We start from the raw sequence: 13,039 nt of genomic DNA on the forward strand, positions 1-13,039 counted from the left end.
TTCTCTCTGGGGTCAGGTCAGTTCCACGCCGGTGACCAGCGGGTCGCCGCGCATCGCCGCCAGGGTCCGGGACGGGGACAGCACGTCGCAGGCCAGATGGGCGCCGGGCGGGATCGCGCCCGCGCTCAGCTCGCGGGCGGTGAGCGCCGCGACGGCACCGCTGAGCGCGTACGAGTCGGGCGTCCGCAGAAGCACGCGGCGCGGCCGTCCGGGGGCGGGGTCGCGGGGCACGGCCTGGAAGAGCATCGCGTAGTACGGGCCGGTCGCCGCGAGGTCGGTGTCGGCGGCGGTGACGACCGCGGGAACGTGCTCGTCCAGGGCCGCCTCGTCGTCGGCCCACGCGCGGGCGAGCGCCTCGGGGATGGCCTCGGTGACGTACACCGTGTAGTTCCGCAGTTCCCCCACGCCCAGTTCGGCGGCGAGCCGGGACATCTCCGTCGACAGGAACGGCCACGCGTGCACCCGGTCCCGGAACCCGGGCAGCGCCACCGACCGCAGCGGCCTCAGCGCCCCCGGCACGATCCGGCCGGCCCGCCAGGCCGCCAGCGCGGTACCGAAGCGCGGCCCGCGCGTCAGCAGCGCGTCCACCGCCGACAGCGGGCCGATGGCGGCGGCCCCGCCGACGTAGACGTCCAGCCGGGCGAGCGGCCCGTCCGCGGCGAGCAACCGGGGCAGGAGCCCCGACAGGCCCGGCATCAGGCCGGCCGAGAACACGGCGGCCCGGCGGTCGAGGCCGAGGTGGTCGAGCCCGGTGGCGCCGCCTCCGGTCAGCGCGTCGATCGCCACCAGGTCTCCCGCCGCGTCGACGTAATGCGCGCCGCCGGCGAGCGCGGCGCGGGCCACGCGGTCGAGCACGCGGTACGAGGGGCCCGCGCAGTTGACCACGATGTCGCAGCCCGTGCAGAAGTCCCGCAAGGCGGCGTCATCGTCCAGGTCCACGCGGAACGGCTCGGCCGGCACGCCGGACGCCGCCTCGCACGCCTCCGCCGCGCGGTCCCGGTCGCGCCCGCCGACGCGCAGCGGGCCGATCTCCCACCCGGCCAGCCGTTCGACCACGACGCGGCCCACCGTTCCGGACCCGCCCAGCACACCGACGCGTGTCATCGCCCCGCGCCCGGAAGCTCGGCGTCGCGGCCCTCGCGGACGGCCGCGGCCAGCCCGGCGACGGTCGGCGCGTCCAGGAAGCGGCGGACTCCCACGCGGGCGCCGGTGGCCTTCGCCAGCCTGGCCACGGTACGGACGGCCAGCAGCGAGTCACCGCCGAGGGTGAAGAAGGACGTGGCGCGGTCCAGGACGGGCACCTCCAGGACGTCCTCCCACAGCAGCGCGATCCGCTGTTCCAGCTCGTCGGCCGGAGGCCCGGCCTGCTCGCCACCTTGGGGCACCGTTCCAGCACCGATCCGGAGCCCGCCCGCGCCGGCGCCGGCGGCGGGTTCGGCCGCCTCGGGGAGGTCGACGACCCGGTCCCAGCCGGGCCCGTCAGCCAGCGCGCCGATCAGCTCCACCAGGTCGGCGAAGGCGGCGTCCACCCCGGACGGCTCGAACAGCTCACCGACCAGTGAGAACGCCACCGCCATCGCGCCGTTCATCTCCCAGAAGCGGGCCTCCAGCGCGACCTGCGGGGTGCGGAGCTGGTGGAAGAAGTCGTCGAAGTCCAGATCGCCGAGCGGCCCGGCGGACGTCGCCTGCCGCTCGCCGATCGCCGCGTCCATGCCGAGCGTGCTCTGGAAGACGATGGGAGCGACCGGGCGGGTGGTCCCGCGCCGCCGCGCCAGCTCCCGCGACACCTCCACGCCCGTGATGAGGTTGTGCGCGGCATGGTCGGCGAAGCCGCGCTGCCGGTCGGCCGCCAGCTCGCTGAACGTGCGTCCGGCCGCCAGGTCGACCGGCACCAGCATGGTCGCGGCGAACGCGCCGATCGTGCGGTGGATGTCGGGATGCAGCGGCAGCCGGTTGAGCTGGAGGGTGTTCAGCAGCATGCGGCGGTGCCCGGCCCAGCGCGCCAGCACCACGGCGAACGCGGTCAGCATCGCCGCCGAGGGGGTGACCTCCCGTTCGGCGCACCGGGCCCGCAGCGCCTCCCAGCGCTCGGGCGCGAGCCGGGCCTCCCGGGTGTCCATCAGCTCGGGTGCCACCTCGCGCGGGTCGGCGCGCAGCGGCAGGGCCGGGGGCGGCGGCGCGGCGTCGAGCCGCTCCCACCACCAGTCGCGGTCGGCGGCCCAGGCGCCGGTCCGCCGCAGCCGCCCGATCGAGTGGACGTAGTCGCCGAAGTCGACCTCCAGCGGCGCCGGTACCGCGTTCCAGTCGGCCGCCAGCGTGAGCAGCTCGCGGTTCAGGACGGTCGCCGACCAGCCGTCCATCGAGATCAGGCTCATCGCGGTGTGCAGCCGCCCCCGCCCGCCGGGAAGCAGGGTCAGCCGTACGTCCAGGCCCGGCCCGGTCAGCGGGTCGGGACCGGTGGTCCCCATCTCCCGCCGCATCTCCTCCAGCGTGGCGGCGGCCTCCTCCTCCCCCGCCCCGCGCAGGTCGTACACGCGGGGCCGCGGGATCGCGCCGGGCGCGTCCGGCGGCAGCACGTACTGCTCCCCTTCGGGGGTGAGCCGCGCCCGCAGGGTGGGCTGGTGCAGCGCCAGCCGGTGCAGCGCGTCGGCCAGGGTCTCCTCGGCCTCGTCGGCGTCCATGTCGCTCAGGCCGACATCGCTGTAGAAGTGCGCGGAGGCGTACGACAGCTCCCAGCCGTCGTGCTGGCCGACGAAGTACCCCTGCTGGAGCGGCATCAGGGGGAACGGGGCCGCCGGGTCGGCACGGCGTTCGATCTCCACCGGAAGGGCTCGCCCGGCATGGCCGTCCCCGGCGGACCGGCGCGCGACCAGGTCCGCGAGCGCCGCCAGCGTGATCTCCACGGTGACGTCGGACAGGGCCAGCTCGACCAGCAGGCGCCGGCGCACCAGTGCCGACATGCGGACGGCCAGGACGGAGTCGCCGCCCAGCCGCAGGAAGCTCGCGTCCGGATCGATCGCGTCCGGGTCCAGGTCGAGCAGCTCGCTCCAGATCCCGGCGAGCTCCCGTACGGTGTCGGGCCGGGATCCGGCGGAGGCGTGAACGGTCAACGGACTCTCCCTCGGGAGTCGGGCGCGGCGACCAGGAGGTGCTGGGAGAACGCCGCCATCGGATGGTCGGGACGGGGAAGTTCGAGGAGCGGCGCCAGCCCGGCGGCGCCGAGCTCGGCGGCCCATTCCTCGCGCGTGAGGTAGGTGCGGCGGGTCCCGGCGCGCCGGTCCAGGCGCTCGGGGAAGGCTTCGCCGGGCGGGGCCGAGAGCAGGAAGGGCATCGAGACCAGCGACTGGTGGTGCTCGTGGCAGGTCTCGATGAGCAGCAGCGCGCCGCCGGGCGCCAGCACCGCGCGGATCCGGCCGAGCAGTTCGCCCGCGTGCGGGGCGTTGTGCGCCGCGTTCACCGCGATCACCAGATCGAACGGCCCGGACCCGCACTGCGCGGCGAGATCGGCGCTGAAGTCGGCGACCGCCGTGCGCAGGAACGGATGGGCGTCGAACCGCCGCCGCGCCGCCTCCAGGAAGAACGGCGACAGGTCCGTGAACAGGTACTCGGTGGTGTGTCCGGCCAGGACGGGCAGCAGGTCGGAGGTCAGCGATCCCGTGCCCGCGCCCAGCTCCAGGATCCGCTTGGCCGGCAGGCCGCGGACGACGTCGACGGCCGCGGCGTTGAGGTAGCGGTTGACGGGGTTGTCGCGGTAGATCGCGGCGGCGGTGCCCAGCTCCCCCGCGGGGAACAGCATGGCCTGCGCGCTCGTCCGGTCGGCGAGAAGGTCGGGAAGGGAGCGCAGCGAGTCCAGCAGGTACCGGGTCAGGTGCTCGGGGTATCCGAGCCCGCGGCGGGCCTCGTCCAGGTCGCGGCGCAACGCGATCAGTTCGGATCGCCGCCACCGCCGGAACCCGCTGTGGCGGCCGGAGGACGAACGCACGATCAGCGACTCGCCGGCCAGTGCGTCGAGCCAGTGCCCCACGATCCAGGCGTGCCGCTCGGCCGCGCCGAGATCGGCCGCGATCTCCTCCGCCGTCCGCGGCCCGTTCCCCTCCAGCGCCTCACCGAGGAAGGCGGCGATGCCGTTCAGCACCGCCAGATCGAGGCGCCGCACGAAGCTCGGGAAGTCCCCGGGCTCGACCCGACCGAGCGCCGCCAGGCCCGCCCGGTGCGCCGGACCGGTCATCGCGCCCGGCCGGCGGGCGGGCGCGCCGGGCCCTGCGCGACCCGTGCCGCCAGCTCGGGGGACGACAGGGCGTCCGGTTCGGTGAGCATCATCATCACGTCGAAGAAGGTCCGGTTGACCTCGGCGTCCACCAGCGCCAGCTCCATCAGCCGCCGCATGTACTCCCCCGCGTCGCGGGCGGCGTCGTCCCCGGTGTCGCCGAGGTAGGCCAGATCCGCGCCGGTGGCGACCTGCCAGGCCCGCTCGTTCCCCGCGGCGATCTCCTTCTGCGTCGCGCGGCAGCCGGCTCCCTCGCCCAGCAGGCGGCGCAGCAGCACGGCCGTCATCGCGGCCATCGACATGCCCTGGGCGTACACCGGATTGACCGCGCAGACCGCGTCTCCCACGAGCAGCAGGCCCTCCGGCCATGCCGGTAGTTCCTCATACCGGTACCGCTCGTTGGCCATGTGCCGGAACCCGTGGACGGGACCGGCCGGGACGGCATCGCGCACCACGTCGTAGAGCACCGGATGGCGCAGGCTGCGCGCGAACTCCAGGAATCCCGCCTCATCGACCGGGGGGTGATCGTCGAGATAGCCGTACAGCGAGACCAGCCACCTGCCGCCCTCGACCGGGACCAGCGCCCCGCCCCGCAGCGGCTGCCCCTCGCCGGGCTGGATCGAGATGATCCGCCACTCGTCGGCGAAGTCGTCCGGCATCGCGTACAGCCGGCTGCCGTACCCCGGCCGGGAGTCGACGCGTTCGGCCTCCGGTTCGCCGAGCCCCAGTTCGCGCAGCCACCGGCGGCCACCCGACCGGCGCCCGGAGGCGTCCACGACCAGGCCGGCCGAGATCACTTCCGCCCGGTCATCGTCCCGGCCCCGCACCCGCACGCCCGTGACGCGCTCCGCGTCCCCGGCCAGCCCTACGGTCTCGGTACGGTCGCGGAGGCTCACACCGCCGATCTCTGCCACCGAGTTCCGCACGACGTGCTCGAACAGTTCGCGCGTGGCGGACGGCACCGTGTGCGACGGCGCGAAGCGGTGGCACCATCCCGCCGGGCTCAGCCACAGGTGGTCGTACGGCGTCCGCAGCGGAACGGCGCCCGCCTCGTACAGCCGGTCGGTGAAGCCGGGCAGCAGTTCGTCCAGGGCACGCTGCCCGGCTCCCATCAGGGAGTGCAGGTGGCGGCTCTGCGGAACGCCCGGCCGGAACGCCGGATCAGCGGGGAGCGCGTCCCGCTCCAGCACCGTGACGCGCTCGAAGTGCCCGGCCAGCGCCGCGGCCGCCGCCAGCCCCGCGATCCCCGCACCGATGACGACGGCATGCTCCCGCTTCTCCACGCCACTCCCAATCTGGAATGAAAACCGTTATCACTACCAATATCACGCCTTCACCCCGAAGGGAATCCGCCCGCGCACCGCTGGCGCTCAGCCGACTCGAGCTTCCACGGTCGCTCCGAGCCGCGGACGGAGAGAGGAAGCGAGAAGAGCGGCAGCGCGTTGCCGGGACCTGACGATCGTCAACATCGCGGCACCGAATCCGTCCGGCGACTACTAGCGGTCGGCGCGGCCGTAGCGGTCCGATGCCGGTCGATGCATTCTGCCGACAGGTGAACGGGCCCGGAGCAGCACCAGCCCGCCGAGCCCGCAGACGGTGACGGGGCTCATGCGGCAGCCCGAGCGCGTGGCACGACCTCACCATGCTCACCGAGCAGCGGATGGCGCCGGGGGGTAGGCACGACCGTGCTTCTGGATCGATCATGATGAGGTGTGTTCCAGCCGAATCGGCGGGCCGGTGACGGGAATCCTGGCGGTGGTCTACTCCGTCAGGACGGGCATCGCGCACGATCAGACATGGGCCGCGGAGATCGACCTGCTGCTTCGCGGTGCGACCGCGACCGAGTTGATGCGACTGGAGAACGACTACCGTTCTCGGCATCTGTCCCTGCGGCGGCTACTGGTGCCGCCGCATGTGCACGAGATGCCGCTGAACGTCGACGATCTGGAGCTGCCCGCGGACGGCACGCGCACCGCCGTCCTCGCGCTGGCGAGCCTCGACCGCTCGGGCCATCTCCGCGAGGCGGCGGTCCGCGAGCTGGCCCGAGTACGTGACGACGATCTGGTTCTGCCGTTCCTGCTGCTGCGGCTGAACGATGTCGTGGACCCGGTACGCCTGCTAGCGGCTGAGGGCTGCCGCCGCTGGCTGGAGCCGGAGCATGTCGCCCTTCTCGTCCGGATGCTGCCGCTGATCGATGGGTTGAACACACGGCGCCGCGCCGGCCCCGCCGCAAGGATCATGCATGACGCCCTGGCAAGCGGCGGGGACGTCACCCGGGCCGCGCTGTGGTCGGCCGCGCGTACGGCTGAGGCGACGGTTCGCGCCAGCAGTCTGCGACTGCTGTCCACGGCGGAGCCCGTCGAGACGGTCCGGTACGCGTTCACGCTCGGGGATCCGGCGCTGCGACGCTGGGCGGCCAGGGTCGCGGTCTCCCGCCGGTTGCCCAATGATCAGCAACGCGCGCTGCTGCCCCTGCTGGAAAGCGACCCGAACCCGCGGATCCGGCTCTGCGGCCTGCGCGCCCGCGTCAAGCACCCCGACGCCGAGGCCCACCTCCGGCGGGCCGTGCTCGATCCGGACGCCCGGGTCCGCTATCTCGCGCGCAGTACGCTCCGCGCGCTCGGCCGGCCGCCATCACGCCAGGTGTACACCGATGCGCTGGAGAATCCCACCGGTATCGACGCGATCATCGGGGCCCTGGCCGGACTGTCCGATATCGGCACGTCACGCGACCTGGAACGCCTCCTGCCGTTCCTCACTCATCCCACTGCACGAGTGCGGGCGGAGGCCTGCCGCGCAGTCGCCATCATCGACCCCTCAGCGCTGGCCGCCCGGCTCGACGAGCTCCGCATGGACCCCAGCGCCAAAGTACGCCGATACTCCGGGGGGTAGCTCGTCAACATCCTGCGAGCGATCGGGCACGTCACGCTCCATGGCCGGCTCGGCGTGCGCCCGGCGCCGGGTGGTCTGCTGTTCAGGGCCGGTGCAGGTCTTGGGCGAGGTGGGTTCCGGTGAGGTCCTGGGCGAGGGTCCAGAGCCGGACGGTGGCGTCGGCGTCCTGGGCGCGGCGGGGCAGCCGAGCGGGGCCGGTGGGCCCGACCAGCTTGAACCGGCCGCTGGGCCCGTAGTAGCCGCCGTTGGCGGCGCCGGGGCCGGTGGCTGCGTACAGGAGGGGTTCGGCGCCGGTGTCGGGGTTCTGGCTGGGCAGGAAGGTCAGGCTGTTGAGGAACGAGCGCTTGGGCCGGTCGCGGCCGAGGCTCGGTCCGGCGCTCTGCAGGTTGGTGCGGGTGTAGCCGGGGTGGCCGGCGGTGCTGCGCAGGCTCCAGCCGTGGCGGTGGGCAAGGGCGGCGAGCTGGGTCTCGCGATCAGCCGATCGGTCCATAGCCGTTGATACCGGCCAGCGGAATTCCCTCATGATCTGCGGGTTCGGGGTTCGGGTCCCTGACGGCTTCCGCCCTGAAGCACCTCGCCGACGAGGGCCGTGCAAGACCGAAAGGCTGTGAGCGAACGTGGCCGGCCGGCGGTCACGCGGGGCGGAAGATCGCGCGTACGCAGCCGTCCTTCTTGTGCTTGAACAGGTCGTAGCCACGGGGCGCCTGGTCCAGGGACAGCTGGTGGGTGGCCAGGTGGCGGGTGCTGAGCTCGCCGGCGGCGACGCGGTCCAGCAGCATGGGAATGTAGCGCTGCCCGTGCATCTGGGCACCGCGCAGGGTCAGGCCCTTGTTCATCAGGGCACCCAGCGGGAACTTGTCGGCCGCCCCCGCGAAGACGCCCAGGACGAACACCGATCCGCCCTTGCGGCAGGCGTAGATCGCCTCCCGTACGGCCGAGGACCGGTCGGTCTGCATCCTCAGCTGCTGCTTGGCCTGGTCGTACCAGTGCTGCGGGCCGGCGGTGTGCGCCTCCATCCCCACCGCCTCGATGCAGACGTCGGGGCCCCGGCCGCCGGTGCGTTCGCGTAGTTCGGCGCCCACGTCGGTGGCGGTGTAGTCGATGGTCTCCGAGCCGATGTGCTCGCGCGTCATGGCCAGCCGCTCGGGGATGCGGTCGATGGAGATCACCCGTTCGGCGCCCAGCAGCATCGCCGCCCGGGCGGCCATCTGGCCGACCGCGCCGCAGCCCCACACCGCCACCACGTCACCCGGCCGTACGCCGCCCAGGTGCGCGCCCATCCAGCCGGTCGGTGCCGCGTCGGACACGAAAGTCGCGCTGACGTCGTCCACCGCCTCGGGTACGGGGAAGGCGCCGTAGTCGGCGAACGGCACCCGCACGTACTCGGCGTGGCTGCCCTTGAACCCGCCCATGGCATGGGAGTAGCCGAACACCGCGCCGGGCTCGTATCCGAACGCCAGCTGCCCCAGCCCGGGATTGGTGTTGGCGTTGTCGCACAGGGACCACATGTCGTTGGCGCAGTACCAGCAGCGGCCGCAGCCGATGAACGAGCAGACCACGACCCGTTCACCCACCCTGCGCTCGCGTACCGCCGGGCCCGTCTCCACGACCTCGCCGAGGAACTCGTGGCCGATGACATCGCCGGCGCGCATGGCCGGCAGGTAGCCGCCGATCAGGTGCAGGTCCGACCCGCACGTCGTGCTCGACAGCACTTTGACGATCATGTCCTGGTCGTTCTCGATCCGCGGGTCGGGGACGTCCCGGACCGCGAGATCGTTGACGCCTTCCCAGCACAGCGCCTTCACAGCCGCCCCTCCCCGCCCGCGCGCCGGGTCGCCGCCTCCATGACCTTGCCTCGCAGCGTGGGCCGCGTCGTGGGCGGCGAATCGGGACGCAGGACCTCGCCCGTCTCCAGCAGGGACTTGGAGTTCCGCAGCGCCGCCCGCACCTCCTGACGGGGATCGCGGCCGGCCAGGCGTGCCGCGAAGCCGGACGGCCCGGGCTCGCGAACCCGGGCGGCCAGCTCGGTGCCGCGCCCCCCAGGTGCCGCCTCGATACGCGTCTCCACGCCGGCGCCGAGCCGGGCCAGCGGCCCGGGCGATTGCGCCAAACGCTCGGGCGGGCAGGCCACCGTGACCACCAGCCACCGGCCGGCCTCGGCGTTCGTCCGCCGGGACCGGCTCAGCAGCCGCTGGATCAGGCCCGCGCCGACTCCCGCGAGGATCGCCACCATCACGGATGCACACTTCATATCTCTCCCCTTCACGGTCGCGCCTGAACGGGCACAGGAGGCGGCCCGAGCCGCGCGTCGCCCAGCGCTCTACCCGGCCCTCCGGTCGCTATCCGCCTGCCATCACCGACCTGGGGAGCCGCGCCTCCGCCGAATCCCCGCCATTTCATCGGGTAGGCCGTGCCCATGGATTCCGACCCCGCTTCAGGCGCCGAACCGGTGACCGCCACTCCCCCCAGAGAAATCTCGCCCGCGGTGTCGACCCAGACCTGGCGGGACGTGGTCTTCCTGCACTGGCCCTATGACCCGGCCGACCTGGAACACCTGGTGCCGGCGGGCACGAGACTGGACGTCCAGGACGGGAAGACCTGGGTCGGGGTGGTGGGGCTGCGGCTGACGGGTGTCCGCATCGGCGGCCTGCTGCCGATGCCCTACCTCGGTGACTTCGACGAGCTCAACGTGCGGCTCTACACCGTCGGAGACGACGGCCGGCGCAGCACCGTCTTCCTGACGATGGAGGCGGGGCGGCTTCCCGTGGTCACCGCCGCGCGCACGCTGCTCCGCCTCCCTACCGCTGGTCGACGGTGGCCCGCCATCGCCACGGCGACATCGTCGGTTACCGCTCCACGCGGCGGATGCCCGGGCCGGCCGGCGCGGGCATCGGCTTCACGGTGCGCATCCGGCAGCCCCAGCAGGCCGGCTCCACGGAGAACTTCGTCACCGCCCGCTGGGGCCTGCACACTCCCTGGTACGGGATGCCGCTGTACCTGCCGTTCGCCCACGAACCGTGGCCGCTGTACTCGGCCGAACTCCTCGACCATGCCGACGAGGGCCTGTTCGCCGCCGTCGGCGTGCCGGCGCCCGAAGGACCACCCGCCAGCGTGCTGTACGCCCCCGAGGTACGCCCGCGCAGCGGTCTCCCTCTCCTGGCCAGGGGCGGGCAAGGGGACGGCACAAAGAGGTGAGGAGTGGCGGCGTCGGGGTAGGGCGGCGGACACACCAGACGCCACGCCGCAACGCAGCCGTTCCGCCCGATCCGTCCTTGAAAGGCCGGCGCGCCGGTCCAGGACCCCAGGATCCTCGCAGCGCGCTGTGCTGCGGGCCAGCGCGTGGCGGGGGACTAAGAGAGGAGAGGCCAAATGCCGGGGAAATCGAGCTCCCTGGGACGGTCACTGGCAGAAGGCGCGGTCGCCGGGACCGCGGCGACCGCGGTGATGACGGCGTGGATGTGGGCCGCCAGTCACGCGGGCCTCATGCCCGAACAGCCTCAGCGGCGGATCGTCCGGGCGACGCTCCTCCCCGGAAACGCCGATCGCCGTAAACCTGGTGACGGCCTGGTAGGCCAACTGGCCCATTTCGGCTTCGGGGCGAGCATGGGCGCGGTGTTCGGACTGCTCAGCGCGCGCCGCCGACCGTCCGTGCTGGCCGGAGTGGTCTATGGCCTGGGGGTGTGGGCCGTGAGCTACGAAGGCTGGATCGGCGCCGCGGGAATCCTCCCGCCCGCCCACGCCGACCGGCCGGACCGCAGAGTGTCCATGCTCGTCGCTCATCTACCGTACGGCGCCACGCTGGCATTCACCCTGCGCCGCATGCGGCCCGCCGCGCCCCTCCCGGCGGCAGAGGGCGAAACCACGGCCAGCGCAAGCTGACAGGGCCCCTGAACAGCGCTGAGAGCACAGCTCGATCCGCCATGAAGGACGCGGCCGCTCGACCTGCCGCCGCAGCACCGCCACCTGAGCGTTGCCTCGTCCGGGGCGCGACCAATGCGGCTGCCGACGAAGACCGGGCGCTGGCGTGGTGGCGTCGCGGGCCATGCCGTCGATAGCGGTGATCCGCGCAGCGCTCCACTCGGTCGGCGTCCCGCCGGTGCCCTGGTCAGCTCTCCGGGTGCACCATGAGGAGAACGGCGCGATTGTGCCCGGCGTGGCCTTGGTACAGGTGCGGGCGGGCGGCGTCGAACCGGATGGATTCGCCTTCGGCCAGGTCGGCGGGCGAGGCGGTCGGTCCGGTCGTGACCTGTCCGCGGGTGAGTACGAGGCATTCCTCGACGCCGGGCAGGTGAGCCTCGGAATGCTGGGTGTTCTCGGCGATGGCGATGTCGTAGACCTCCACGGTGCCGCGCAGCCTGATGCGGTGGAGCAGGCGCGCGCTGACCGCGTCTCCTTCGACCTGCGGCCGGGCGTCGCCGACGCGTACCACCTCGACCGTCGAGGCGGGCGATTCCAGCAGTTCTCCGAGCGACGCCTTCAGCGCCGTGGCCAGGGCCCACAAGGTGCTCAGGGTCGGGTTGCCCTGTCCCTGCTCGATGCCGTGCAGCGTGGTCTTGCTGATGCCACTGGCCGACGCCAGGTCGGCCAGCGATGTCCCGGCCGCGGTGCGCAGCCGGAGCACGTTCTGCCCGACCACTTGCGTGAGATCCATGCGTATCAGCATAGTGGTATGGACGTACCACTGAAGTGTTCGCAGCCTTGGAGGGCGACTTGACGGTGACGCGGCTGCGTGACATCCCGGGCATCGGTGTGGACATCGTCGGTGACGCAGCCGACGCCGCGGGTGATCCGGAGTTCCTGCGCCTGGAGAACCTCGACACCGACCTGCGGCCGCCCGCCGTCGCCATCGCCGCCACCCGCGCCGCGATCGACGACGACGCGGCCAACAGCTATCTGCCCTTCCACGGGCACCGCTCGCTTCGTGCGGCCGCCGCGGCGCACGTCGGGCGTATCTGCGGGCGGGCCTACGACGCCGACACCGAGTGCGTCGGCGTGGCCGGCGGGCTCAACGGGGTTCTGAACACACTGCTGGCCACCGTGGAGCCCGGTCAAGAGGTCGTGCTGTGCGACCCCGTCTACGCCGGGCTGGTCAACCGGGTCCGGCTGGCGGGCGGCGTCCCCCGCTTCGTTCCCGCTCAGCCCACCGCGGCCGGCTGGACCGTCGACGCCGAACGACTCGCCGCCGCCGTAGGCCCCGATACTGCGGCGGTCCTGATGATGGGACCGGCCATGCCGACCGGTCTCGTGCTGGACGACCGCCACTGGTGCGCCCTCGCCGACGCCTGCGAACGCCACGACGCCTGGTTGATCTACGACGCGGCCATGGAGCGCATCCGCTTCGACGGCCGCCCTCCCAGCCACCCGGCGGTCCACGACGGCCTGGCCCGGCGCACCATCACCGTGGGTTCGGCCTCCAAGGAGCTGCGGCTCATCGGGTGGCGTGTCGGCTGGGTCGTCGGTCCCGCCGAGATCATCGCCGACGTCCGCCTCGTCGGGTTGAGCAACGTCGTCTGCCAGGCCGGCCTGGCGCAGGACGCCGTGGCCGCCGCGCTGGACGCGCCCGACGCCGATGCCGATGTCGCCGCGGCCACGGCGGAATGGCGGCGGCGCTGCGAAACGGTCATGCGGCAACTCGCCGCCTACCCGGTCATCCGCCCGCACGGCGGGTGGTCGCTCCTCGTCGACACCGGGCCGCTGGGGCTGGGCGCCGCCGAGCTGTCCCGCCGCCTGTTCGAGCGGGCGAAGATCGCCGCCACCCCCATGGACGGCTGGGGTCCCAGCGGGGAGCACTACCTGCGGATCGTGTTCGCCAACGAACCCGTCGAACGCCTCGCCGGCCTCGGCGACCGCTTCCGCCTGGCCGTCCCATGACGGGAAGGG

11 protein-coding genes and 1 pseudogene are annotated in these 13,039 nt (G+C 73.1%); 4 read left to right on the plus strand and 8 right to left on the minus strand.

All coding sequences use genetic code 11. The annotated features are described in order from the left end of the window. Window positions 1-12 precede the first annotated feature (12 nt). From ACA361_RS07480 to ACA361_RS07495, 4 genes are read right to left on the minus strand one after another with little or no spacing between them, the layout of a single operon-like run. Entirely contained in the window at window positions 13-1,104 is a 1,092-nt protein-coding gene (locus tag ACA361_RS07480) for a saccharopine dehydrogenase NADP-binding domain-containing protein (protein ID WP_375011076.1), read from the minus strand. Further along, window positions 1,101-3,110 (minus strand): phosphopantetheine-binding protein, encoded by a 2,010-nt coding sequence (locus ACA361_RS07485; protein WP_375011077.1) that lies wholly within the window; start codon window positions 3,108-3,110, stop codon window positions 1,101-1,103. Before ACA361_RS07485 ends, ACA361_RS07480 begins: the two co-directional genes overlap by 4 nt. Then, window positions 3,107-4,228 carry a class I SAM-dependent methyltransferase gene (locus ACA361_RS07490; RefSeq protein ID WP_375011078.1) on the minus strand — a complete coding sequence of 374 codons (1,122 nt, stop codon included), beginning with the start codon at window positions 4,226-4,228 and terminating at the stop codon, window positions 3,107-3,109. The genes ACA361_RS07485 and ACA361_RS07490 overlap by 4 nt, the downstream gene beginning before the upstream one ends. Beyond that, on the minus strand, window positions 4,225-5,550 hold the full coding sequence (locus tag ACA361_RS07495; protein WP_375011079.1) for an NAD(P)/FAD-dependent oxidoreductase: 1,326 nt from the start codon (window positions 5,548-5,550) through the stop codon (window positions 4,225-4,227). Before ACA361_RS07495 ends, ACA361_RS07490 begins: the two co-directional genes overlap by 4 nt. 454 nt (window positions 5,551-6,004) lie before the next feature. Between ACA361_RS07495 and ACA361_RS07500 the strand changes: the two genes are divergently transcribed. Further along, on the plus strand, window positions 6,005-7,159 hold the full coding sequence (locus tag ACA361_RS07500; protein WP_375011080.1) for a hypothetical protein: 1,155 nt from the start codon (window positions 6,005-6,007) through the stop codon (window positions 7,157-7,159). A gap of 82 nt (window positions 7,160-7,241) precedes the next feature. Here the strand turns inward: ACA361_RS07500 and ACA361_RS07505 are convergent, their stop codons facing one another. From ACA361_RS07505 to ACA361_RS07515, 3 genes are all read right to left on the minus strand, one after another. After that, a complete protein-coding gene (locus ACA361_RS07505) occupies window positions 7,242-7,649 on the minus strand; it encodes a hypothetical protein (protein WP_375011081.1) in 408 nt (135 codons plus the stop codon). Window positions 7,650-7,791: 142 nt separating this feature from the next. Next, window positions 7,792-8,964: a zinc-dependent alcohol dehydrogenase gene (locus ACA361_RS07510; protein ID WP_375011082.1), complete on the minus strand. Its 1,173-nt coding sequence runs from the start codon at window positions 8,962-8,964 to the stop codon at window positions 7,792-7,794. Continuing rightward, a complete protein-coding gene (locus ACA361_RS07515; RefSeq protein WP_375011083.1) occupies window positions 8,961-9,410 on the minus strand; it encodes a hypothetical protein in 450 nt (149 codons plus the stop codon). Before ACA361_RS07515 ends, ACA361_RS07510 begins: the two co-directional genes overlap by 4 nt. A 165-nt stretch (window positions 9,411-9,575) precedes the next feature. Here ACA361_RS07515 and ACA361_RS07520 point away from each other — a divergent pair. Continuing rightward, a pseudogene (locus ACA361_RS07520) lies at window positions 9,576-10,354 on the plus strand (YqjF family protein). Window positions 10,355-10,528: 174 nt separating this feature from the next. Then, window positions 10,529-11,038, plus strand: coding sequence for a DUF6789 family protein (locus ACA361_RS07525; protein WP_375011084.1), 510 nt, complete (start codon window positions 10,529-10,531; stop codon window positions 11,036-11,038). A 226-nt stretch (window positions 11,039-11,264) separates the two neighbouring features. Here the strand turns inward: ACA361_RS07525 and ACA361_RS07530 are convergent, their stop codons facing one another. Then, window positions 11,265-11,810, minus strand: a complete 546-nt coding sequence (locus ACA361_RS07530) for a helix-turn-helix domain-containing protein (RefSeq protein WP_375011085.1) — start codon at window positions 11,808-11,810, stop codon at window positions 11,265-11,267. A gap of 65 nt (window positions 11,811-11,875) precedes the next feature. Here ACA361_RS07530 and ACA361_RS07535 point away from each other — a divergent pair, with 65 nt between their 5' ends. Beyond that, a complete protein-coding gene (locus ACA361_RS07535) occupies window positions 11,876-13,030 on the plus strand; it encodes a pyridoxal phosphate-dependent aminotransferase (protein ID WP_375011983.1) in 1,155 nt (384 codons plus the stop codon). Window positions 13,031-13,039 lie beyond the last annotated feature (9 nt).

Source organism: Actinomadura sp. 21ATH, assembly GCF_041951345.1.
Taxonomy (GTDB): domain Bacteria; phylum Actinomycetota; class Actinomycetes; order Streptosporangiales; family Streptosporangiaceae; genus Spirillospora.